At 71.7% G+C, this 22920-nt stretch carries 23 protein-coding genes and 1 pseudogene; 7 read left to right on the forward strand and 17 right to left on the reverse strand.

The window, feature by feature from the left end:
• From TR46_RS04425 to TR46_RS04435, 3 genes and pseudogenes are all read right to left on the reverse strand, one after another.
• Window positions 1–660: pseudogene (locus TR46_RS04425) on the reverse strand (3' terminal RNA ribose 2'-O-methyltransferase Hen1); the annotation flags it as partial.
• Between the two features lie 98 nt (window positions 661–758).
• A complete protein-coding gene (locus TR46_RS04430) occupies window positions 759–1742 on the reverse strand; it encodes an ABC-2 membrane transporter-related protein (protein ID WP_042393723.1) in 984 nt (327 codons plus the stop codon).
• A complete protein-coding gene (locus TR46_RS04435) occupies window positions 1739–2632 on the reverse strand; it encodes an ABC transporter ATP-binding protein (protein WP_042393725.1) in 894 nt (297 codons plus the stop codon). Before TR46_RS04435 ends, TR46_RS04430 begins: the two co-directional genes overlap by 4 nt.
• A gap of 211 nt (window positions 2633–2843) precedes the next feature.
• Here TR46_RS04435 and TR46_RS04440 point away from each other — a divergent pair, with 211 nt between their 5' ends.
• The 3 genes from TR46_RS04440 to TR46_RS04450 all read left to right on the forward strand — a co-directional run bounded on the left by TR46_RS04440 (window position 2844) and on the right by TR46_RS04450 (window position 5897).
• Window positions 2844–4070, forward strand: coding sequence for a sensor histidine kinase (locus TR46_RS04440; protein ID WP_236655199.1), 1227 nt, complete (start codon window positions 2844–2846; stop codon window positions 4068–4070).
• Window positions 4067–4762 (forward strand): response regulator, encoded by a 696-nt coding sequence (locus tag TR46_RS04445; RefSeq protein WP_042393732.1) that lies wholly within the window; start codon window positions 4067–4069, stop codon window positions 4760–4762. Before TR46_RS04440 ends, TR46_RS04445 begins: the two co-directional genes overlap by 4 nt.
• A 97-nt stretch (window positions 4763–4859) precedes the next feature.
• Window positions 4860–5897 carry an NAD(P)-dependent oxidoreductase gene (locus TR46_RS04450; protein ID WP_042393735.1) on the forward strand — a complete coding sequence of 346 codons (1038 nt, stop codon included), beginning with the start codon at window positions 4860–4862 and terminating at the stop codon, window positions 5895–5897.
• Window positions 5898–5962: 65 nt separating this feature from the next.
• Here TR46_RS04450 and TR46_RS04455 read toward each other — a convergent pair whose 3' ends face one another.
• Window positions 5963–6868, reverse strand: coding sequence for a GlxA family transcriptional regulator (locus tag TR46_RS04455; protein ID WP_042393739.1), 906 nt, complete (start codon window positions 6866–6868; stop codon window positions 5963–5965).
• Between the two features lie 10 nt (window positions 6869–6878).
• A complete protein-coding gene (locus TR46_RS04460) occupies window positions 6879–7439 on the reverse strand; it encodes a cysteine hydrolase family protein (protein ID WP_042393742.1) in 561 nt (186 codons plus the stop codon).
• A 140-nt stretch (window positions 7440–7579) separates the two neighbouring features.
• Between TR46_RS04460 and dapD the strand changes: the two genes are divergently transcribed.
• Both dapD and TR46_RS04470 read left to right on the forward strand, forming a co-directional pair.
• Window positions 7580–8572, forward strand: coding sequence for a 2,3,4,5-tetrahydropyridine-2,6-dicarboxylate N-succinyltransferase (dapD, locus tag TR46_RS04465; protein WP_042394126.1), 993 nt, complete (start codon window positions 7580–7582; stop codon window positions 8570–8572).
• A gap of 213 nt (window positions 8573–8785) precedes the next feature.
• Window positions 8786–8983 (forward strand): hypothetical protein, encoded by a 198-nt coding sequence (locus TR46_RS04470; RefSeq protein WP_042393744.1) that lies wholly within the window; start codon window positions 8786–8788, stop codon window positions 8981–8983.
• A 17-nt stretch (window positions 8984–9000) separates the two neighbouring features.
• Here TR46_RS04470 and TR46_RS04475 read toward each other — a convergent pair whose 3' ends face one another.
• From TR46_RS04475 to TR46_RS04510, 8 genes are all read right to left on the reverse strand, one after another.
• Complete coding sequence (locus tag TR46_RS04475; protein ID WP_152626293.1) at window positions 9001–9534, reverse strand: DUF6099 family protein; 534 nt, start codon at window positions 9532–9534, stop codon at window positions 9001–9003.
• A gap of 259 nt (window positions 9535–9793) precedes the next feature.
• The gene (locus TR46_RS04480) at window positions 9794–10147 is read right to left on the reverse strand and encodes a nucleotide pyrophosphohydrolase (protein ID WP_042393748.1); all 354 of its coding nucleotides are present in this window, start codon (window positions 10145–10147) and stop codon (window positions 9794–9796) included.
• Window positions 10140–11444, reverse strand: a complete 1305-nt coding sequence (locus tag TR46_RS04485; protein WP_052432537.1) for an AAA family ATPase — start codon at window positions 11442–11444, stop codon at window positions 10140–10142. Before TR46_RS04485 ends, TR46_RS04480 begins: the two co-directional genes overlap by 8 nt.
• A 45-nt stretch (window positions 11445–11489) precedes the next feature.
• Entirely contained in the window at window positions 11490–12320 is an 831-nt protein-coding gene (locus TR46_RS04490) for a methyltransferase domain-containing protein (protein WP_042393751.1), read from the reverse strand.
• A 42-nt stretch (window positions 12321–12362) separates the two neighbouring features.
• A complete protein-coding gene (locus TR46_RS04495) occupies window positions 12363–12800 on the reverse strand; it encodes a hypothetical protein (RefSeq protein WP_042393754.1) in 438 nt (145 codons plus the stop codon).
• Complete coding sequence (locus TR46_RS04500; RefSeq protein ID WP_042393757.1) at window positions 12797–13030, reverse strand: toxin-antitoxin system HicB family antitoxin; 234 nt, start codon at window positions 13028–13030, stop codon at window positions 12797–12799. Before TR46_RS04500 ends, TR46_RS04495 begins: the two co-directional genes overlap by 4 nt.
• A gap of 97 nt (window positions 13031–13127) precedes the next feature.
• Window positions 13128–14489 carry a class I SAM-dependent RNA methyltransferase gene (locus TR46_RS04505; RefSeq protein WP_042393760.1) on the reverse strand — a complete coding sequence of 454 codons (1362 nt, stop codon included), beginning with the start codon at window positions 14487–14489 and terminating at the stop codon, window positions 13128–13130.
• Window positions 14486–16579, reverse strand: a complete 2094-nt coding sequence (locus tag TR46_RS04510; protein WP_042393765.1) for an APC family permease — start codon at window positions 16577–16579, stop codon at window positions 14486–14488. Before TR46_RS04510 ends, TR46_RS04505 begins: the two co-directional genes overlap by 4 nt.
• A gap of 321 nt (window positions 16580–16900) precedes the next feature.
• Between TR46_RS04510 and TR46_RS04515 the strand changes: the two genes are divergently transcribed.
• Together TR46_RS04515 and TR46_RS04520 are read left to right on the forward strand one after the other, a co-directional pair.
• Window positions 16901–17563 (forward strand): potassium channel family protein, encoded by a 663-nt coding sequence (locus TR46_RS04515; RefSeq protein ID WP_042393770.1) that lies wholly within the window; start codon window positions 16901–16903, stop codon window positions 17561–17563.
• Window positions 17563–18225 (forward strand): potassium channel family protein, encoded by a 663-nt coding sequence (locus tag TR46_RS04520; protein ID WP_042393773.1) that lies wholly within the window; start codon window positions 17563–17565, stop codon window positions 18223–18225. The genes TR46_RS04515 and TR46_RS04520 overlap by 1 nt, the downstream gene beginning before the upstream one ends.
• Window positions 18226–18341: 116 nt before the next feature.
• Here TR46_RS04520 and TR46_RS04525 read toward each other — a convergent pair whose 3' ends face one another.
• From TR46_RS04525 to TR46_RS04540, 4 genes are read right to left on the reverse strand one after another with little or no spacing between them, the layout of a single operon-like run.
• The gene (locus TR46_RS04525; RefSeq protein WP_042393776.1) at window positions 18342–19073 is read right to left on the reverse strand and encodes a DUF3159 domain-containing protein; all 732 of its coding nucleotides are present in this window, start codon (window positions 19071–19073) and stop codon (window positions 18342–18344) included.
• Window positions 19074–19079: 6 nt separating this feature from the next.
• The gene (locus TR46_RS04530; protein ID WP_042393778.1) at window positions 19080–19478 is read right to left on the reverse strand and encodes an OB-fold nucleic acid binding domain-containing protein; all 399 of its coding nucleotides are present in this window, start codon (window positions 19476–19478) and stop codon (window positions 19080–19082) included.
• Between the two features lie 35 nt (window positions 19479–19513).
• The gene (locus TR46_RS04535) at window positions 19514–20206 is read right to left on the reverse strand and encodes a response regulator (RefSeq protein WP_042393781.1); all 693 of its coding nucleotides are present in this window, start codon (window positions 20204–20206) and stop codon (window positions 19514–19516) included.
• Complete coding sequence (locus TR46_RS04540) at window positions 20203–22761, reverse strand: DUF4118 domain-containing protein (RefSeq protein ID WP_042393784.1); 2559 nt, start codon at window positions 22759–22761, stop codon at window positions 20203–20205. The genes TR46_RS04535 and TR46_RS04540 overlap by 4 nt, the downstream gene beginning before the upstream one ends.
• Between the last annotated feature and the right edge of the window lie 159 nt (window positions 22762–22920).

Here is a 22920-nt window from a genome sequence, read left to right on the forward strand (position 1 = left end):
TGCTCTGAGCAGCTTGTCGACCTCGTCCGGGGAGACCCAGTAGTGCTTGGCGTCGTCCAGCACCGGAAGCAGGACATAGAGCTGGTTCAGCGCGTCGGCGAGCCGCAGGGCGCCGGTGAGCTCCAGCCGGACATAGCGGGAATCGCCCCAGTCGGGGAAGGCCGGGTCCAGCGGGATCGGCTCCGCGTCGACCTGCCAGCCCAGCGGCTCGAACAGCCGTCGCACCAGTTCGGGGCCGCCGTCCTGGCCGGCCTTGGCGGGCAGCACCGGAACGGTGACGGTCAGCGGCAGCGGGCCGGCGGCCAGCTCGGGGCGCTGGTCGCAGCGGCCCTTCATGGCGCTCTTGAACACCGTGCTCAACGCCACCGCGAGCAGCGACGACGCCGCGTACGGGCGGTCGTTGACGTACTGCGCGAGTGCGAAGTCGGGTGACCCGCCGCGGCCCTTGCCCCGACCTCGCCGGACCAGGGCCACCGGGTCGATCTCCAGCAGCAGCGCGGCCGTGCAGCGCTGCTCGCCCGCCTCCGGGTAGAAGACATGCGCGAGGCCGTAGTTCGACACGTTGAAACTCTGGGACCTGTCCGGATGCTTGTGCAGCAGGAAGCCCAGGTCCGTCGCGGGGCGGTCGGGGGTACCGGTGGTACTGATCGTCAGGAACACAGGTCGAGTATCGCCGGAAGGAGCGGCTCAGCCGACTGGATATTCGGGCGTCCCCTCGCCGTGACGGCCCGAAGGACGTGCTCGCGGGGCGTCCTGCGTCAGGACACGTGTCGGCGGGTCCACCAGAAGCAGAGTCCGGTCGTGAGGACGGCGAGGGCCAGGAGCAGTCCGGTCTGGGCCCATTGGAGCGGCCAGAAGTGGCCGGCGAGATGGTAGGTCGCTTCCTGCTGGTAGCCCTGTCTGGCCAGTTCGGCGCCGCATCGTCGGATGCCCGCCCCGGACTGCATGCAATCGAAGAAGGACGGCGGCACGGGCACCGGACGACCGGCGGCGTCGAGGGTCTGCTGGGAGACGAACCAGGCCCCGTGGTGGCCGAGGTCCACCGACAGGCCTCCGTTTCGCAGACCCTGGAGGTTGTCGGCGGTCACCGGCACGGTCACGCGGGTAGGGGGGATGAGGTGGGGCCGGATCCACATGCTCATCGCGGTCTCCACCCCGGCGAACACAGCCAGGGTGGCCGCCATGGCGGGCACGGTCCGGCGCACGACGACCCCGATGGCGGCGCCGAGCGCGAAAGCGAAGGCCGCGTACCCGATCGGGGCGACGCCGCGTGAGTCGAACATCATCGGCGAGAGCCGTGGGATGAAGCCCGGCCCCGGGCCTGACCCGTCGTCGAGAGCCTGATCGATAGGATTGCACCACCAGGAGACGGCGAGCGTGAGAAGACCGGTGGCGGCGACGGCGGCCAGACCGGCGAGGGCGAATTCGGCCGCGAGCCAGCGGGTGCGGGTGACGGTCTGGTTCCACACCAGGCGATGGGTTCCGGCCTCCAGCTCGCGGGCGACCAGCGGAGCGCCCCAGAAGATGCCGATGACGGCCGGCAGGGCGCGCACCAGCAGGCTGCCGCACAGGTACAGGTCGTAGTCGGAGCCGCTCACCAACTGGACGAAGCTGCTGCCGACGGCGGCGTGCAGGCGGGGCAGGTGCGGTCCGGTGGCCAGGAGGACGCCTGCGAAGCCGGCCAGGGCTGTGTAGACCACGATGGCCTGGGTGCGGAACTGGCGCCAGGTCAGCCAGATCATCGGGTTGCCTCCAGCGTGGTTCGGTGGACCGGGTCGGTGGTGGAGCGGCCCATGTACGCCAGGACGAGGTCTTCCAGGCCGACTCGGCTGACGGACCAGGCGGGGTCCTGGACCGGGGTGTCGGCGCGGACCAGAAGGGTGGCCTGACGGTCGGTGCAGGTCGCCGAGATGACGTGCAGGTCCGACGGCAGAGTGCCCGGATCGCACGGAGGACCGGTGATCCGGTAATGGGTGGCGAGCAACTCCGCCGTATCTCCGGCCAGTTGCAACCGGGAGCCGACCAGCACCAGGAGGTGGTCGCAGGTCTGTTCCAGGTCGGAGACCAGATGGGAGGAGAGCAGGACACTGAGCCCGAGCTCGGTGACGGCTTCCGCCAGGTCCCGGAGGAAGTCCCGACGGGCGAGAGGATCGAGGCTGGCGACCGGTTCGTCCAGGATCAGCAGCTCGGGGCGCTTGGCGATCCCCAGCGTCAGAGCGAGCTGGGCGCGCTGACCGCCCGACAGGTTCCCGGCACGCTGCCCCGGGTCCAAGCCGAGGCGCACGATCCGGTCGCGCGCGAGCGCGCCGTCCCAGCCGGGGTTGAGCCGGGCCCCCAGCCTCAGGTGGTCCCTGACGCTCAGCCCGGCGTAGGTGGGGGTGTCCTGGGCGACGAATCCGACCTTGGCCAGTTGCGCCGCGCCGCCCGCCGGGCGGCCCCCGCACACCTCGATCGTGCCCTCGGTCGGTGTCTGCATGCCGGCTGCCAGGTTCAGCAGGGTGGTCTTCCCGGCCCCGTTGGGGCCGACCAGCCCGACCACGCGGCCGGCCGGAATGTCCAGGGTGCAGTCGGACAGGGCCCAGCGCTTCCTGTACCTCTTGCCCAGCCCCTGCGTCCGCAGGACGGAATTCATGCGATCTCCTCTTGAGCGGTGGTCCGAGACCGGCCGTGAAGGGGGGCGCTGACGGCCTGTCGGTTGACTTCGATCTCTCGGGCCAACGTTGTCCCGGACAGGGCCCGTACGACGTCCGGCCGCCGGCGGACCCGAGTGGCGAGCCGCTAGCCCGTGGGGCGTACGCCTCCAGGCGGACGGCCTGCGACCGGGAGATGGCTAGCATCACCGGATGGATCAGGTGATGCCGCGTCCACCGTGGCTGAGACGGCTCCCGTCGGGCGTGTGGACGGCGACGGCGTGGTGCGCTGCCGCACTCTTCGCGGTGGTGCTGTTCGCGGTCGTGCTGTTCGGCACCACGGCCTATCACCCGACACCGCCCTGGCAGCCCCACGACGCCCCTCTTCTGGGGCTCGCGCTCCAGGCGGCCATGGCCCTGGTCATGGCGCTTCCCATCGGCTGGGCCGGCCGCCGACCGCTGCCGGTGTTCGGGGTGGTCCTGGCCGAGTCGGTGGCGGCACAAGTGCTCACAGCGAGGACGTGGCCGTTCTTCCTGGTGATGGACTGCCTGGTCGGCCACATCGCGGCCACCCGGCCACGCCGGACCGCCCTCGCGGCCGGCGCCGTCGAACTGGCCGCCTGGATCTGCCAGTGGATGGCCGTGGACCAGGGCCGGAACACGTTCAGCGACTTTCTCAGCATGCTGTCGGCACTCGCTCTGACCATCGCCATCGCCTGGCTGATCGGCAACTCGATCCGTCAGCAACGGGACTACGGAGAGGCCATGCGCGCCCATACGGTGACGGCCGAACGCCTGCGCATAGCCAGGGAAGTGCACGACATGGTCGCGCACAGCATCGGCGCCATCGCGATCCAGGCCGGCGCCGCGAGCCTGGTCATCGACACCCAGCCCGCCCGAGCGCGCAGCGCACTGACGGCCATCGAGACCACCAGCCGCGAGACCCTGGCGGAACTACGCCGCATGCTCGTCTCGCTCCGCCAGGCACCCGCGCTCCCGGCGACGGCCTCCCACGGCAACCGTCCGGGGGGACTCCCGTCGACAACCGGGCTGGAGGCCATCGACCGGCTGGCCGAGACGACGGCCGACGCGGGAGTGCGTCTCGACATGCAGTGGCTCGGAGAGCGGCGTCCGCTGCCGCCCGAGGTCGACCTGGCCGCCTTCCGGATCATCCAGGAGTCGGTCACCAACGCGGTCCGCCACTCCGGGAGCGACCGGTGTCGGGTTTCTGTTGAGTACCGGGACGATGAACTGGTCCTTGAGATCGTCGATGAGGGGCGTGGCCCTGTGCGCACCGGTGCCACACGGGCGCCAGGGGCGCCAGGGACCGGCTACGGGATCGCCGGGATGCGCGAACGGGTCGGTCTGCTCAACGGCCGGTTCAGTGCCGGAGCCAGACCCGAGGGCGGGTTCCGGGTGGCGGCTAGGCTGCCCGTATGACGATCCGCGTCCTGCTCGCCGACGACCAACCCCTGGTACGCGCCGGTCTCACCATGGTCATCGCGGACCTCCCGGATCTGGCGGTCGCCGGAGAGGCGGGCACCGGAGCCGAAGCCGTCCGACTGGTCCGTGAGTTGAGCCCCGACATCGTCGTGATGGACATCCGGATGCCCGGAATGGACGGTATCGAGGCCACCCGGGCGATCACCGCGACCGTCACGGCACCACGCGTCCTCATCCTCACCACCTTCGACGACGACGACAACGTCTACGCCGCGCTGCGCGCGGGCGCGAGCGGGTTCCTGGTCAAGGACATGGCCTTGTTGGACATCATCGCCGCGATCCGGGTGGTCGCCGCCGGTGATGCCCTGATCGCCCCGAGCGTCACCCGGCGCCTGATCGCGGAGTTCGCCGACCGGCCCGAACCCCCGCAGCAGAGGAGGCAGATCGAGGGCATCACCGAACGGGAGAGCGAAGTGCTGACCCTGGTCGGGCGCGGCCTGTCCAACAGCGAGATCGCCGCCCAGTTGTTCATCGGACCCGCCACCGCCAAGACCCACGTGTCGCGACTGCTGACCAAACTCGACGCCCGCGACCGGATCCAACTCGTCATCGCCGCCTACGAAGCAGGTCTGGTGTCACCGAGTCCCGGCCCACGCGGCTGGACGGGCTCCAGGGCATCCGGCACTTGAGGGATCTGAACCGGAGCGGCTGCCGCCGGCGGGGTCAGCCGCTGTGTGTGGTCGGCATGATCGTCCCACCGAGTTCCGACGAGTCAGGAGCACATCCATGAGTGCCAGCGACGCCCCCAAGCCCGTCGTCATCCTGCGGGCCTCCCCGCACCCGGTCTCGCGGATCTTCACGGCGGACGCCCTGCGGGCCCTGCAGGAGCGATACACCGTCGTCGACCTGGAAGCCGCGGCCGACCCCACCGAGGCTCTGGAGCGGGCCCTGCCGGAGGCGTTCGCCGTCATCGGCCAGCCCGATCTGCCGCGCGAGCGACTGGCCCGGGCGCCGAAGCTGCGGGCCCTGCTCAACATCGAGGGCAACTTCTACCCCAACGTCGACTACCAGGCCTGCTACGAGCAGGGCGTGCATGTGCTCGGCTGCGGTCCGGCGTACGCGCAGGCGGTCGCCGAGCACGCGCTGGGGCTCGCGCTGGACCTGGCCCGGGGCATCAGCCGGGAGGACCGCGCCTTCCGCGAGGGCCGTGAGCGCTATGTCGCCGAGGCCAATGCCGACGCCGTGCTGCTGCGAGGCGCGGAGGTGGGCTTCCTCGGCTTCGGCAACCTGGGCCGAGCGCTGCGCACGCTGCTGACCGGGTTCGCTCCGACCATCAGGGTGTACGACCCCTGGCTGCCGCCGAGCACGCTGCGCGAGCACGGCGTGCTGCCGACCGGACTGGCGGAGACCGTGGCGAAGAGCACCTTCCTCTTCGTCCTCGCCACCGTGACCGAGGAGAGCGAGCATCTGCTGAACGCCGACCTGCTGGCGACCGCGCCACAGGGCGCCAGACTGGTGCTGGTCAGCCGGGCGCCGGTGGTGGACTACGACGCGCTGCTGGACGGTGTGGCGGCCGGACGCTTCCTGGCCGGGATCGACGTCTGGCCCGAGGAGCCGCTCGCGGCGGACCACCGGGTCCGCCGCCTGGAGGGGACGGTGCTCTCGGCCCACCGGGCCGGCGGCATCCCGGCGGCGTTCCTCAGCATCGGCGACATGGTGCTGGACGACCTCGACCTGATCGCCCGGGGGCTGCCGCCGGTCCGGATGCAGGTCGCCGCACGCGAGCTGGTCGGCCGCTACCGCAACCGGCCGGTAACCGGCTGACGGGCCGGGCCGACGGGTGAGCGGGCGTCAGGGCCGGGCCGGCGGGCCGACGGCTTGAGCGGGCGTCAGGGCCGGGCGCGGAGGCGGCGGAGCATCCGGGGGTCCTCGAAGCCGACGGTGCGGGCGGCGTGGTCGACCGTGGAGCCGTGGGAGATCAGGTGCTCCGCCCGCTCCAGCCGCAGCGTCTGCTGGTAGCGCAGTGGGGTGAGACCGGTGGCGCGGGTGAACAGTCGGGTCAGGGTGCGGTCGCTGACGCCCACCGCGGCGGCCAGGTCGGCGAGCGGCAGCCGGGAGTCGTAGCGGCTGTCGATGACGTCCTGGGCGCGGTGGACCGTGTCGTCCAGGTGCGAGCGGTGCCGCAGCATCGCACTGTGCTGCTGCTCGTGGCCGTTGCGGCGGGCGTAGACCACCATGTCCCGGGCGACCTGCGCGGCGGCGGCCGGGCCGTGGTCCTGGGCGACCAGGAAGAGCGCCAGGTCGATGCCGCTGGCGATACCGGCCGAGGTGACCACCCGGTCGTCCAGCGTGAACAGGACGTCGCGGACCACCGTGGCCCGGGGGTAGCGTGCGGCCAGCTGTTCCTGCAAGTCGTGGTGGGTGGTGCAGCGGCGGCCGTCCAGCAGTCCGGCCCGCCCCAGGGCGTCGGCGCCCGCGCAGACGCTGGCGACGGTGCCGCCGCCGGCGTGGTGCCCGCGCAGCCGGTCCAGAGTGCTGCCGCCGACCTCGGAGTACTGCTCCAGGGAGTGCGAACGCCAGCCGGGGACCAGCAGCAGGTCCTGCCGTCCCAGCTCCGGCCACTCGGTGGCGGCCTGGAGCGGGACGCCCTGGGTACTGAGGACCACCGGCTGCTCGGCGACGTAGGCCAGGGTGTAGTCGTGACCGAAGTCGGCGGCCGTGGAGAAGACCTGAGCGGGCCCGGCGAGGTCGAGCAGGTGCACTCCGGGCACCAGCAGGAAGACGATGCGACTCATAGGTCCGCCATCATTCCCGATCGGCTGCCCGCGCCTCCAGCTCGGCGACGGTGGCGATCTCGGCGAAGCGGTCGGCCAGCGCGAACTCGGTGCGCTGGATGATCTCCTCGGTGCTCAGGGTGACGCCGTTGCGGGTGATCGGGCTGGTGGAGGTGGCGTCGGTGACGAAGGTGACCCGGTAGCCGAGGTCACTGGCGACCCTGGTGGTGGTCTCCACACACTGCTCGGTGCGGATGCCGCAGGTCACCAGCTCGGTGATGCCGCGCTCGGTGAGCTGCTGCTGCAGGTTGGTGGTGGTGAAGGCGTTGTGCGAGGTCTTGCGGACCATCAGGTCGCCGGGCTGGTGGTCGAGCTCCTCCAGCAGGCGGACATGGCCCTGGGCCGGGTCGAACACCGTGTCGGTGCCGGGCTCCGAGTGCAGCACCCAGACCACCGTGTCCCCGGCCGACCGGGCCAGCGCGACCAGCCGGTTGACCGGCTCGGCGATCTTCGGGTTGTGGCTCGCGGCCCACTCCCCAGCCCGGGCACGGAAGGATTCCTGGACGTCGATGACAATCAGTGCTCGGCTCATGGATCCAAGTCTGGCCTGGTCAGAATGGGGTGACCAGTCCCGATCGAGTCCGGGGCCGGACCGATCCGGTCACCCCGGCGGCGCTGTCCGCACAGCGGTACGGTTGGGCGGCCCGGCAGGCCATTCGTTACCGTGACGGGGTGACGAACGAATCCGCTTCCCCTTCCCCCCGTGGCGCCGTGGCCGTCGGCCTGGCCACCATCGCCGACGACGGCACTGTGCTGGACACCTGGTTCCCCGCCCCCTCGCTGACCTCGGACTCCGGACCGGCCGGCACGGTCCGGCTGTCCGCCGACGAAGCCGTCGCCGAGCTGGGCGCGGGCGTGGCCGACGCCCTGCGCAAGGACCCGCGCCGCGGCGTCGAGGTCGTCGCGGTTCGTACCGTGATCGCCTCCCTGGACGAGAAGCCACTGGACACCCACGACGCCTATCTGCGACTGCACCTGCTCAGCCACCGCCTGGTGCAGCCGCACGGGCAGAGCCTGGACGGGCTGTTCGGGCTGCTCGCCAATGTCGCCTGGACCAGCATCGGCCCGGTGCCGGTGGCCGCCGTCGAGTCCGCCCGGCTCGCGGTCCGCGCCGGGGGCGGGCAGCTCGCCGTCTACGGCATCGACAAGTTCCCGAGGATGACCGACTACGTGGCTCCGAGCGGAGTGCGGATCGCGCACGCCGACCGGGTCCGCCTGGGCGCCCACCTCGCGAGCGGCACCACCGTGATGCACGAGGGCTTCGTCAACTTCAACGCCGGCACCCTGGGCACGTCCATGGTGGAGGGCCGGATCTCGGCCGGTGTGGTCGTCGGCGACCACAGCGACATCGGCGGTGGCTCCTCGATCATGGGCACCCTCTCCGGCGGCGGCAAGCAGGTGGTCTCGGTGGGCGAGCGCTGCCTGCTGGGCGCCAACGCCGGCATCGGGATCTCGCTGGGCAACGACTGCGTGGTCGAGGCCGGGCTCTATGTCACCGCGGGGACCCGGGTCACCCTTCCGGACGGCAAGGTCGCCAAGGCAGTGGAACTGTCCGGTCAGGACAACCTGCTGTTCCGCCGCAACTCGCAGACCGGCGCGGTCGAGGTCATCGCCCGCTCCGGCTCCTGGGGCGGGCTCAACGCCGAGCTGCACGCGCACAACTGACGCATCCGAGGTCACGGCGGCCCTGGGAGATCCCTCCAGGGCCGCCGATTCGAACTCCCGCCCGGTGGGTTCGGTCGGTCCCGGGCCGGAGCGGGCTCCGGGTCCCCCGTGGGTGTGACGGTCAGTGACCGGGTTGCGGCGCGGCTCGTTGCCCCGCTCGGGACGGCAACTGTCCGCCGCCCGTCCGCTGCACCCAGGAGGGGCGCGTCCACCATGTCCGAGGCATCCGTCGTACCGGAGGGCCAGAGCGCCTCCTCCCCCGCTCCCGCCGCCCCGCAGAGCCTGCTGGCGCAGATGGAGCAGATGCTCGCCGCGCTCAACGCCGACCTGGTGCGGTTGGACGCCGACCTCCAGTCGCCACCCGCGCACGACGCAGACGCCCATGAGCCCCACCAGGGCCAACACACCTGACGCCGCCCCCGCCGCCGTCATGACCCGCCGCCGTCCCTCTGCTGCCAGTCGCCCACCGGCAGCAGCTCACGGCAGGCCGGGTCGACGGCGCGCAGCAGCTGCGCAGCCAGGTCCTGGCACTCGGCGACGGCGTCCACGGAGTCGATGCAGCGCCAGTACAGCTCCTGCTCGCCGGCCCCGCAGGCGAGCACGACCAGGGCCTCGGCGGTCTCCTGAACCAGTCCGCACAGTTCGCGGAGCGCGACCGCGGCGTCGGTGAGCACGGTCAGCCGCTCCGCTCTGGCCGGCCCGCCCCCGTCGTCCGGGGGGCGCCCCACGCAGGCGGCCGCGTGCCCCGCCGCCTCGGCAACCGCCCGGGCGATCGCGGCCGCACCGCCGCTCCCGCAGCTGCCGCGGTCCAGCAGCTCACGCTCCATCAGCTCCAGCGCGGCCACTCCGGTCACGGCCTCGACCAGCACGCAGGCCTGCCAGCACTCCGCCAGCACCTCCGGCACGCTGCGCGCCTCGGTCAGACCGTGCCTGCTGGATTTGATCAACCTCAGCGCATCCATGGCCTCGACCCCCTGTTGCTCCCGGTACTCCCGACGGGCTCTCCGTCAGGGACCAGCCTGGAACAGAAAAGGAACGACCGGACGCGGACGATCACCGCCTGTGGACAACCCGGGGGATGTGCAGAACGCCGTCACCCGCGAGAGGGAGGATCCGGGCGTCGGCCCGACGTCGACCGGCCCGACGTCGACCGGCCCGACGTCGAACGATCCGACGTCGAACGGCCCGACGTCGAACGGCCCGACGTCGAACGGCCTGACGTCAGACGCCGTCCAGCGGCGGCGTGGCCCCCGCCGGGAAGCGGTGCTCGTTTCGCTCGATCTTCGCCGCCAGCGCCGCCAGCGGATCCACCCCCAGCGCCGAGCAGAACTGCAGCAGGTAGGCCAGTACGTCGGCCACCTCGTCCTCGACCCGGTGCGCCCGGACCGGGTCCTCCATCACCGCCGCCGCCTGCTCCGGGGTCAGCCACTGGAAGATCTCCAGCAGTTCGGACGCCTCCACGCTGAGCGCCGCCACCAGGTTCTTCGGCGTGTGGTACTGCCCCCAGCCCCGCGCCGCGGCGAACTCGCGCAGTCGCTGCTGAAGCAGGGGGACGTCCAGCTGTCGATCAGTCATGCGCCCATTCTCCCCGGCCGCCGCCACCCGCCTGCACCGGAACCGGGGGCGGGGCCGGGGGCGGGGGCGGGGGCGGGATCCGGGTCGGCGTCCGGGCCGGTGCCGACACTGAGTTCGGGGCCGGCGCGGACGACGGCTCCAGCACGCTGTACCCGGTCCGCGGATCACGGCGGCAGTTCAGCACCAGCGCCTCCGGGGCCGCCCCCGCCGCCCCGTCCCGCAGCGTCGCCAGCAGCCGTGCGTGCCCGTGCCGGACCACCTCCCCGGCGAGCCGCAGCAGCTCCGCCACCTGCCCCTCCGCCAGCCCGGCGTCCAGGTCCTCGGCCAGCACCGTGAGCAGCCGGTCCACCTGCGGCACGTCCGCCGAGCTCATCTGGAGCACCCCCGGTCCGGTCAGCAGCACCGTCGCGAAGGCCAGGTAGCGGAGCAGCCCGTTGCTCATCGACTCGGCCCCGGTGACCGCGCCCTCCGCCTCCCACAGCGCCGCTCGCACCCTGGCGCCGTCGCCCCGGAGCACTCCCAGCTCGCGGACCGGGTGGGGGCTGCCGGTCCTGACACTGCGCAGCAGCTTGCCGTAGCGGATCCGGCACTCGCCCTGGATCCGCGCCAGCACCGCCGAGAGATTGGCCGCGCTGCCGCGCAGCCTGGCGTCGTCCCCGGCCGGGACCCAGCCCCGCATCAGCGCGGGCACCGGGTCCACCGGGAACACCTCGCGCAACGCCGTGAGCAGGTCCTCCACCGCGGTGAGCACCCGCTGCTCGCCGGCAGTGGCCCCGGCGATCCGCAGCGGCAGCTGGGCGGCCAGCAGGCTTCCGGCCGACAGCGGGGCCCGGATGTCGCCCTGCCGCCCGTCGCTGTGCCAGACCGCGTTGATCCGGCGCCTGGCCCGGTCCTCCTCCCCGGTGGCCAGCAGCACCCGGGGAGGAGTGCCCGGCAGCGCCCCGGTGATCCGCTCGGCGACGATCCTGGGTTCGCCGTCGGTGCGCACCGCCACCTCCAGGCTCACGGTGCCGCTGCGGGCGGTCTCCACCGTGCAGCCCAGCCGGAACCCCTGCCGGCCGTGCGGGACGCAGCCGCGCAGGCCGCCGCGGACCGGGGCCAGCGCCTCGGCCAGTTCGGCCCCGCCCGCCAGCCCGGACAGGGCGGCCAGCGCGTCCAGCAGATTGGACTTGCCGCTGCCGGAGACTCCTTGAACCAGGGTGACCGGGGCCAGCGGCAGCACGGTGCCGACATGGGACTTGAACGCCACCAGGCGCAGTTCGCCGATGGTGGCCCGGCGCGGGGAGGGCTCGCTCACACCGGTGTCAACGAGCGACCCGCGCTTTGGTGAGCCTCTTACCTGCTACCTGACGAACCTGCTCAGGGTGACCGACGCCGACACCCGGACCGGGTCCGGCAGTCCGGCGATCCGTTCGGCCAGTGCTGCCGGGTCGGTGTGCCAGGCGCTGGGGCCCATGCCCACCACCGTGCGCACCGCCTCGTGGTCCAGCAGCACGGCGAAGTCGTGCTCGCTGCTGCCCGCGGACTCCAGGTGGGGTCCCAGCGTCGCCGCCAGCCGCTCCTCCTTTCGGCCGTCCACCCCGAGCAGCTTCAACTCGCCCACCAGTTCCGCGAGGTGACGCGGCGTCGGGGTGACCGTCAGCAGCGTTCCACCGGGACGCAGCACCCGCCGCAGCTCCGGGCCGTTGCGCGGGGCGAAGACATTGACCACCAGGTCGGCGCAGCCGTCGCGGACCGGCAGCGGACGCCAGGCGTCACACACCACGGCTCCGGCGCGCGGGTGCGCACGCGCGGCCCGGCGCAGGGCGAACTTGGAGATGTCCAGCGCGATGCCATGGGCCGCGGGCAGCGCGTCCAGGGCAGCGGCCAGGTAGTACCCGGTGCCCGCGCCGAGGTCCAGTACACAGCGCGCGTCGGCGGGGGCGGCCGCGGCCAGCGCCTCCGCGACGGGTGTGTAGTGTCCGGCGCCGAGGAAGGCGTCGCGGGCGGCGACCATGGCGGCGGTGTCGCCGGTGCCGGTGTGGGCGTCGCCGGGCAGCAGGCTGACATAGCCCTGCCTGGCGATGTCGAAGGTGTGCCGCTCGGGGCAGCGCAGCGCCCCGCCGTCCGGAGCGGTCGTGAGACCCTGCCCGCAATGGGGGCAGACCAGGTACTCCACTACGTCCTGCAGCACGCGTCCGTCTCCCTGCGGTGTCAACTGAACCCGCAGGTCAGACTAGTCCGTCCGACCGTCCCCGGACCCATCGTCCGAGTCGTCGGGGTCCTCCGGGTCGGGCAGTTGGTCGACGATCCAGCCCGCCAGCCGTTCGGAGGCGCCGTCGACGCCGATCCGGCCGTCCCGCACGGCCCGGGCCAGGCTGCGCATCTCCCGGGTGGTGGTGGCCACGTTGGCGCCGCCGGAGACCAGGTAGGCGAAGGCCACTGCGGTGGCGAAGAGTTCGTTGTTCCGCTCCAGCGAGGGCACCCGGATCAGCTGGTGCATCAGCGCCGCGGCGCGGTCCTCGGGTTCGGGGTAGACCAGTACGTCGAAGATCTCCGCCTGGTGCCGGGTCACCGCGGCGACGAGCGAGCCGTAGTCGGTGACCCGGGGGTCGCCCGGGGTGTACTGCTCGGCGACCATGAGCAGCCAGGACAGGTCGATCTCGACGTTCAACGGCGCTGTCCCACCCCTTCGTGCTCGCCGAACTCGGCGAGGAAGGCAGCCTCGTACTCCTTCATGAACTGCGCGGCGGCGTCCACGAAGGACCTGCCGGTCTCTCCCATGTCCTGCTGGACCAGCTTCTCGATGTACTGGTTCATGCTGATCCCCTCCTGTTCCGCCCTGGCGCGGGCGATCTCGGCCGTGGTGGCGTCCACCCGGACATTGAGCTGCTTCTTGGTCATACTTCCAAGCTAGCGCGATTCTGCTAGCACGCAAGGGTAGTAAGAAGAGCACTACCCGCTGGACGAACGCGCCAAGAGCGGAACAGGTGACAGGAAATCAGGAGGAAACGGGCTCCAGGATCGCCACGCACTCGAAGTGCTGGGTCATCGGGAACAGGTCGAAGGCCCGCAGGCTGACCGGGCGGTAGCCGACGGCGGCGAAGAAGCCCAGGTCACGGGCGAGGGCGGCCGGGTCGCAGGCGACATAGGCGATCCGCCGGGGGGTGAGCCCGGCCAGATGGCGCACGGTGTCGCGGCCCGCGCCGGAGCGCGGCGGGTCGAGCACCACCAGGTCCGTCTCGGTGATCCCGGTCCGCGGCAGTAGCCGCTCCACCTTGTCGCACTCGATCCGCACGCGGCCCTCGCCGATCAGATCGCCGAGGTTGTGCCGCGCGTCGGCCACGGACTGCTTGGACGACTCGATGCCGAGCACCGCGCCGTGCTCCCCCAACCGGTCCGCGAGCGCCCCGGCGAACAGCCCGACCCCGCAGTACAGGTCCAGGGCGTTCTCGCCCTCCTGCGGGTCCAGGCCCTCCAGCACGGCCGAGACCAGCAGGTCGGGCGCCTCCGGGTGGATCTGCCAGAAGCCGCCCTCACTGACCCGCCAGGTCCGGCCCGCCGCGCGCTCGCGCACGAAGGAACGGCCGTGCACCCGGTGCAGCCCGCCGTGGTCGTCGATCCGCATCACCGAGACCGGCCGGTCCAGCTCCACGATCGGCAGCCTGGCCCCGGCCCGCGGGGTCAGGATCACCTGGCGGTCCGAGGACCCGGTCGCGGCGATCGCCTCGACCGAGGCCATCCCCTCCCAGTCGCGGGCCTCCACACCCAGCTCGGTCACCCCTGCGGCGGCGATCAGGCAGCGGTCGATCGGCTGCACCCGGTGCGAGCGGTGCCGGCGCAGACCGGCCTCGCCGGTGTCGGGGTCGACCGCGTACTGGACCCGGGTGCGCCACTGCGGCACCGTGCCGGCCGGGAGCTTGCCGCCGACCGGTTCGATGCTGCCGTCCCACCCGGCCCCGGCCGGGTCGAGCTTGGCCAGCTGCCGCAGCTGCTCGGTGAGCACCTGCACCTTGAGCTTGCGCTGCGCGCCCGGCGTGGCGTGCTGCCAGTCGCACCCGCCGCACTTCCCCGGTCCGGCGAACGCGCAGGGCGGCTCCACCCGGTCCTTGGACGCCTGCAGCACCTCGACCGCGTCGGCGCGCAGAAAGCGCGAGGACTCGGTGCCGTCGGTCACCTCGGCGACCACCCGCTCGCCCGGCAGGGCGTGCCGGACGAACAGCACCCGGCCCTCGTGCCGGGCCACGCAGTGGCCGCCGTGGGCGACCGGGCCCACCTCGACCTCGTACCGCTGACCGACCAGGGACGGCACCTCGCCTTCGGCGGCGGCGGTCTCGGATCGGGTCCTGCCAGGGGGTGTCACGCGCTGCTGTCCTTGCTGTCGGTCGTCCCAGCGCCGCCCGGGCCCGGCTCCGTGCCCGCGGCGGTGCCCGCGCGCTTCTGCACACGGAGGAGGTCTCCACGACGGATCTGCCCGGGGGCGTTCCACTCCACCGGCTTGCGGCGGCGCTCGGAGGACTCCAGCTGCCAGGGTACCGAGGTCACCATCACACCCGGGGTGAACAGCAGCCGGGCCTTGAGCCGCAGCGCGCTCTGGTTGTGCAGCAGCTGCTCGTACCAGTGGCCGACCACGTACTCGGGGATGTAGACGGTGACCACCGCGCGCGGGCTGTCCTTGCGCAGCTTCCGGACGTAGTCAACCACCGGGCGGGTGACCTCGCGGTAGGGCGAGTGCAGCACCTTCAGCGGGATCTCGATCCCGCGCCGCTCCCAGTCCGCCTTCAGCGCCGCGGTGTCCGCCGGGTCCACGTCCACGGTGACCGCCTCCAGCGCGGAGGTGTGGGCGGAGCGTGCGAGCTTGGCATAGGCCAGCGCCCGCAGCGTCGGCTTGTGCAGCTTGGACACCAGCACCACCGAGTGCACCTTGGAGGGCAGCAGCTCCTCGTCGGGGCGCTCCTCGGCCGCGACCAGCTCGGCGGAGACCCGGTCGTAGTGCTTCCTGATGGCCTTCATCATCACGAAGAACACCACCATCAGCAGGCAGGACATCCAGGCGCCGGACATGAACTTGGTGCCCAGGACCACCACCAGCACACACGCGGTGCAGGCCAGCCCGATGCTGTTGATGACCCGGCTGCGCATCATCCGGCGGCGCACGGCCGGGTCGGTCTCGGTCTTCAGCAGCCGGGTCCAGTGCCGGATCATGCCGGTCTGGCTCATGTTGAAGGAGACGAAGACGCCGATGATGTAGAGCTGGATCAGCCGGTTGGGGTCGGCGCCGTAGCCGATGATGAAGACGATGGCGACACCGGCCAGCATGATGATGCCGTTGGAGAACGCCAGCCGGTCGCCGCGGGTGTGCAACTGCCGGGGCAGGTACCGGTCCTGGGCCAGGATCGAGCCCAGCACCGGGAAGCCGTTGAAGGCGGTGTTCGCGGCCAGCACCAGGATCAGCCCGGTGACGGCGGCGATGTAGTAGAAGCCCGGGGTGAAGTTGCTGAACACGGCCTGGCTGATCTGCGCCAGCGCGGTCTTCTGGTGGTAGTCGGCCGGCGCGCCGATCAGCTGGGAGGTGTTCTCGGACATCTTCAGCCCGGTCAGATTGCCCATCCAGATGATGCCGATCAGCATCACCACGGCGATGATCGCCATCATCAGCAGGGTGGTGGCGGCGTTCTTGCTCTTGGGCTTCTGGAAGGCCGGCACACCGTTGCTGATGGCCTCGACGCCGGTGAGCGCGGCACAGCCCGAGGAGAAGGTCTTCAGCAGCAGGAAGACCATGGCGAGCCCGGCCACGTTCTCGTGGCCGTGTTCCGGGACCAGGTTGAAGCTGTAGCTGGCGGCGTGCATCTGACTGCCCGCGATGAAGTGCCGGACGGCCGCGAAGGCCATCAGCCCCAGCACGCCGATCATGAAGCCGTAGGTCGGGATGGCGAAGGCGGTCCCCGACTCGCGGACGCCGCGCAGATTCATCCCCATCAGCAGCACGACCAGGGTGACCGAGATCGCCACCTCGTGGCCGTGCAGCGAGGGCACCGCCGACACCACGTTGGCGACACCCGAGGTGGTCGACACCGCGACGGTCAGGACGTAGTCCACCATCAGCGCCGCGGCCACGGTCAGCCCCGCGTTGTCGCCCAGGTTCACCGTGGCGACCTCGTAGTCGCCGCCGCCGCTGGGATAGGCGTGCACGTTCTGCCGGTACGAGGCGACGACGACGAGCATCACCAGCGCCACCACCCCGCCGACCCACCAGGAGAAGTGGATGGTGGTGATACCGGCGACGGCCAGCGCCAGGAAGATCTGCTCGGGGGCGTAGGCCACCGAGGAGAGCGCGTCGGACGCGAATACCGGCAGCGCGATCCGCTTCGGCAGCAGCGTCTCACCCAGCTTGTCGCTCTGGAGTGCGCGGCCGATCAGGATCCGCTTGGGTACGTCGGTGAGTTTGGACACGACGAGGATCGTAGAGCCTGTCCTTGACGCCTCCTTAACGCCCCTCCGGAAATATGGGGACTGTCACTCGCCGCAGCCCCGAATGTTGCGGATTGGTATCGGGAAGGTGTGAGTTCACCCGTTCCGCTCCTACCCTCCCGGCCCGCGTCCGGCCACCGCTTCTCAGGCGGCTCCCAGATCCGGGGCCGCTCCGGGGTGTAACGACCCGGGTTGCGCGGGTACTGCGGTTGTGTCATCGGCGCGCGAGGGTGCGACCCTGGTGCGGGCACCGGTTAAGAAGGTGTCAGGATCGAGCCGGGACATCACTCCGGAAGGACGGGCGTGCACATCGTCATCATGGGCTGCGGCCGCGTGGGTTCGGCCCTCGCGCGCACCCTCGAGAAGCAGGGGCACTCGGTCGCCGTCGTCGACCAGGACCCCACGGCGTTCCGCCGTCTCGGTTCCGGTTTCACCGGCCAGCGGGTCACCGGGGTCGGCTTCGACCAGGACACGCTCCGCGAAGCCGGTATCGAGCAGGCCGGGGCCTTCGCAGCGGTCAGCAGCGGGGACAACTCCAACATCATCGCCGCGCGGGTGGCCCGGGAGAACTTCGGCGTCGAGAACGTCGCGGCCCGGATCTACGACCCGCGCCGCGCCGAGGTCTACCAGCGCCTGGGCATCTCCACGGTCGCCACGGTCCGCTGGACCGCCGACCAGATGCTGCGCCGGCTGCTGCCCAGCGGCTCCGAGCCCAACTGGCAGGACCCGAGCGGCGCCGTGCAGCTGGCCGAGGTCCCGGTGGCCTCCGGCTGGATCGGCCACCGTCTCAGCAAGCTGGAGCAGGCCGCTGAGGTGCGGGTCGCCTTCATCAGCCGGCTGGGGGTGGGCACCCTGCCCACCGCCGAGACGGTGCTGCAGGAGGGCGACCTCGTGCACATGATGATGCGCACCGCAGATCTCGAGGCCGTCGAGGCCGTGTTCGCGAAGGGCCCGGAGGAGCACTGATGCGGGTAGCCATTGCCGGGGCCGGTGCGGTGGGACGATCCATCGCGGGCGAGCTGCTGGAGAACGGCCACGAGGTGCTGCTCGTGGACAAGAACCCCAAATCCATCTCGGTGGAGCGGGTGCCGCAGGCCGAGTGGCTGCTGGCGGACGCCTGCGAGATCACCGCGCTGGACGAGGCGGCGCTGCAGCGCTGCAACGTCGTCATCGCGGCGACCGGGGACGACAAGGTCAACCTGGTGGTCTCACTGCTGGCGAAGACCGAGTACGGCGTGCCGCGGGTGGTCGCCCGGGTGAACAACCCCAGGAACGAGTGGCTGTTCAACGAGGCCTGGGGGGTGGACGTGGCCGTCTCGACCCCGCGACTGATGTCGGCGCTGGTCGAGGAGGCGGTGAGCGTCGGCGACCTGGTCCGGCTGATGCGGTTCAGCCAGGGCGACGCCAACCTGGTGGAGATCACCCTCTCGGCGACGTCCACGGCCGTGGGGCTGCGGGTGAGCGACGTGGAGTGGCCGCAGGACACCGCGCTGGTCACCATCATCCGTGAGGGCCGTGTGCTCGTCCCCAGCGGGAGCGACAGCCTGGAGGGTGGGGACGAACTGCTGTTCGTCGCCACGGCGGAGCGGGAGCGGGAGTTGGAAGAACTGCTCGCCAAGGAGAGCTGAGGGTTCTTCACCACTCGGGGGCGCGGGGCTGCTGCTCCGGTCAGCGTGCACGACTGTGCGTGGCTGGTCGCGCATGCTTTTGGGCAAGCACAGCCCCGCGCCCCTGACGTCTGCGGTCAGACGCGTTCGTGGTCGGGTTCTTCTGCTTTTTCTTCCTCTTCCACGGCGACCTTGATGGGCGGCGGGGCCTTGGACAGGATGAGCCAGGAGAGGTAGATGGCGACCAGCCAGGGCGGGACGCCGAGGCCGATCTTGGCGACGCCGAGCCAGGTGACGTTGCCGGCCCAGTAGAGCGGGAAGAGGATCGCCGCGCGGATGGCGAAGAGGGCGACCCAGACCCAGGTGGCCTTGGTGTAGGCGGAGAGGCGGCCGGGGTTCCGGGTGCGCCAGGTCATGTTCTCGCCGAGGATCGGGCCGAGCATCACGCCGAGCAGCGGCCAGCGGACCAGCGCCGAGACGGCGTAGAGCACGCCCAGCAGCACGCCGTAGATCATCGACGGCAGGTAGAAGTCCTGGGCCTTGCCCGACTTCATGGCGATGAACGCGCCGATGGCCACGCCGAGCACTCCGCCGAAGGCGTGCTTCAGCGTCTCCCGGCGGACCAGGCGGACCAGGGCCAGCAGCACGGTCACGCCGACGGCGGACCAGGCGGACAGGCCCAGGTTCTTGGTGATCGTGTACAGCAGGACGAAGACGAAACCGGGCACGGTCATGTCGACCATTCCCCGGACGCCGCCGAACGCGTCGATCAGCGAGGTGTCGACCTCGGGCTTCGAGGCGTCCTGCCCGGCGGCGTCCTGTTGGGCGGCGTCCTGTTGGGCAGGGCCCGACTTGTGACGGGGACTCACGCGGTACTACTCCGATCCGACAGGGCGCAGCTCGTACCGCGGGTTGAAGAGCACCCGTCGGCCTCGCGCATGGCTGATCCGGCCGTGGGCCACCAGGCGGCGGCCGGGCTCTATCCCGGCGATGGAGCGACGGCCCAGCCAGACCACGTCCAGGGCGTCGGTTCCGTCGAAGAGCTCCGCCTCCAGCGCGGGGACGCCGGCCCGGGGGCGCAGGGTCACGGCCCGGAGCGTGCCGGTCACCGTCACCTGCTGCCGGTCCTGGCAGGAGGCGATGGGCATGCAGCCGGCCTCCTCGGCGTCGTGGCGCAGTTCCTCGGCCTGGAGCTCCTCGGTGCTCGCAGCCAGGCGGTTGAGCATCCGGCGCAGACGCCCCTGCTGCCGGTCGGTTCGGATGTCACCACTCATAGCCGAAGAGTACCGCTCCGTACCGACAGGCAACCCTACTGCTCGAAGCGATAGCCCATCCCCGGCTCGGTGATGAAGTGCCGCGGGTGCGCGGGGTCCGCCTCCAGCTTGCGGCGCAGCTGCGCCATGTAGACCCGCAGGTAGTTGGTCTCGGTGCCGTAGGCCGGGCCCCAGACCTCCTGGAGCAGCTGCTTCTGGCTGACCAGCCGCCCGGCGTTGCGCACCAGGACCTCCAGCAGGTGCCACTCGGTGGGCGTCAGCCGGACGTCGGCGCCTTCGCGCTGGACCCGTTTGGCGATCAGGTCGACGGTGAAGGACGCGGTGCTGACCACGGCCTCCTCGGGGTCGGTTCCGACCGGCGCGGCGCGGCGCACCGCGGCGCGCAGCCGGGCCAGCAGCTCGTCCATGCCGAAGGGCTTGGTGACGTAGTCGTCGGCTCCGGCGTCCAGGGCCTCGACCTTCTCGTCGGAGGCGTGCCGGGCCGAGAGCACGATCACCGGGGTCTTGGTCCAGCCGCGCAGTCCGCGGATCACCTGGGTGCCGTCCATGTCCGGCAGCCCCAGGTCCAGCAGCACCACGTCGGGGTGACGGGCCGCCGCCAGCTCCAGGGCCGAGGCCCCGTCGTGGGCGGCGTCGACCTCGTAGCCGCGCGCCCTGAGGTTGATCACCAGCGCGCGGACGATCTGCGGCTCGTCGTCGACCACCAGGACCCTGGTGCCACCTGTCATTCCGGGCTGCCTTTCCCCTGCTGCGTCTGCTGCGTCATCTGGTCCGACTGATCGGTACGAAGGGTGAACACCATGGTGAGGCCGCCGCCCGGGGTGTCCTCGGCGGTGAGGCTGCCGCCCATCGCCTCGACGAAGCCCCGGGCCACGGCGAGGCCCAGGCCGACCCCGGCGCCCCTGGGGGCGTCCCCGTAGCGCTGGAACGGCTCGAAGACCTTCTCCTTGGCCTCGTCGGGGATCCCGGGGCCGTGGTCGGCGACCCGCACCTCCAGCCGGTCCGGCTCGCCGGCCAGCCGCAGCACGCTGCCGGAGAGAAGGACCCCGCTGTCCGGGCCCCGGCCCTCGCCCTGGTACTTCACGGCGTTCTCGACCACATTGGCCAGGGCGCGTTCCAGCAGCCCTGGGTCGCCCTCCACCATCGGCAGGTCCTCGGGGACGTCGAGCCGCACGGCGCCGTCCGGGACGCCGCGCAGGGCCATCGGGACGACCTCGTCCAGGTCGAACTCGCGGAGCAGCGGGACCACCGAGCCGGTCTGCAGCCTGCTCATGTCCAGCAGGTTGCCGATCAGGTGGTCCAGCCGGTCGGCGCCCTCCTCGATGCCGGCCAGGAATTCGGCCTCGTCCTCGGGGCTCCACCGGACGTCCTCGGCGCGCAGCGAGGAGACCGAGGCCTTGATGCCGGCCAGCGGCGTCCTCAGGTCGTGCGAGACGGCGGCCAGCAGCGCGGTGCGGATCCGGTTGCCCTCGGCCAGCCGGCGGGCCTCGGCGGCCTGTTCGCTCAGCCTGCGGCGGTCCAGCACCACGGCCGCCTGGGCGGCGAAGGCGCCCAGCACCCGGCGGTCCCCCGCCGGGAGCACCCGCCCGGACAGCGCCAGCGCCAGCCGCTCGCCGACCGGGACGTCCACGTCGGCGTCCTCGGGACGGCCCACCGGTGCCGGGCCCACCGATCCCGCGCAGGTCCACGGGCCGAAGTCGTCGGCCCGCTCCAGCAGCGCGACCGACTCCATCTGGAAGGTCTCCTTGACCCGCTCCAGCAGCGCGGGCAGCGCCTTCTCCCCGCTCAGCACGCTGCCGGCGAGGAAGCTCAGGGTCTCCGCCTCGGCGCGGCTGCGGGCCGCCTCGGCGGTGCGGGAGGCGGCCAGGTCCACCACGTAGGCGACCGACAGCGCCACCGCCAGGAAGACCGCGATGGCGACGATGTTCTGCGGATCAGCGACGGTGAAGGTGTGCAGCGGCGGCGTGAAGTACCAGTTGATCAGCAGCGAGCCGACCACCGCCGACGCCAGCGCCGGGAACAGGCCGCCGGTCAGCGCGGCGGCCACGGTGAGGCCCAGGTAGAGCAGCATGTCGGTGCTGCCGGAGCGGGTGCTGCCGAGGATCCAGGTCAGCAGCAGCGGGCCGCCCACCCCGAGCACCCAGCCGACGGCGGTCCGGGTCGGCCCCAGCCGGGCGATCCGCCGGATCGGCCGCACCCGGCCGCGGGCGACGTGCTCATGGGTGACGATGTGCACGTCCACGTCGCCGGCCTCACGGGCCACGGTCGCGCCGACTCCGGGGCCCAGCACCCACTGCCAGGTCTTGCGCCTGCTGCTGCCCAGCACGATCTGGGTGGCGTTGACTCCCCGGGCGAAGTCCAGCAGCGCCTCGGCGGCGTTGTCGCCCAGCACCGAGTGGAAGCTGCCGCCGAGGTCCTCGACCAGGGCCCGCTGCAGCGTCAGCTCCCGCGGCGAGGCGCCGGTGAGACCGTCGCTCCTGGCCACGTACACGGCCAGGATCTCGCTGCCCGAGCCCTTGGCGGCGATCCGGGCGGCCCGGCGGATCAGGGTCCGCCCCTCGGGGCCGCCGGTGAGGCCGACCACGATCCGCTCGCGGGCCTGCCAGGTGTCGCTGATCCGGTTCTCGGCCCGGTAGCGCTGCAGGTACTCGTCGACCCGGTCGGCGGTCCACAGCAGCGCCAGCTCCCTGAGCGCGGTCAGGTTCCCCGGCCTGAAGTAGTTGGAGAGCGCCGCGTCGACCATCGTAGGGGCGTAGACGTTGCCGTGCGCCAGTCGGCGGCGCAGCGCCTCGGGGGCCATGTCGACCAGCTCGATCTGCTCGGCCCGGCGCACCACCTCGTCCGGCACCGTCTCCTGCTGGCGCACCCCGGTGATGCCCGCGACGACGTCCGCGAGCGACTCCAGGTGCTGGATGTTGACCGTGGAGATGACGTCGATGCCCGCGTCCAGCAGCTCCTGGACGTCCTGCCAGCGCTTCGCGTTGCGGCAGCCGGGGACGTTGGTGTGGGCCAGTTCGTCCACCAGGGCGACGGCGGGGCGGCGGGCCAGCACGGCGTCCACGTCCATCTCGGAGAAGGCGGCGCCCCGGTACTCCATGGACCGGCGCGGCACCAGCTCCAGCCCGGCGACCTGCTCGCTGGTGTGCGAGCGGCCGTGGTCCTCGACGAAGCCCACCACCACGTCGGTGCCCCGTGCCAGGCGCCGGTGCGCCTCGCCCAGCATGGCGCAGGTCTTGCCCACTCCGGGGGCCGCCCCCAGATAGATCCGCAGCCTGCCGCGCATACCTGTCCTCTGACTTGTGCCTGACCCGTTGAGCGTACGTGAGCAGTGGGCCCGTTCCCCTGCTCAGCGCAGTCTGAAAGCTGCTTTAGCGACATCTTGACGAGTCCCCCCGGGACTGTTCGGAGCCACCGGCCGGTGCGAGGATCGGCACGCAGAGGC

Source organism: Streptacidiphilus carbonis, assembly GCF_000787775.1.
Taxonomy (GTDB): Bacteria; Actinomycetota; Actinomycetes; order Streptomycetales; family Streptomycetaceae; genus Streptacidiphilus; species Streptacidiphilus carbonis.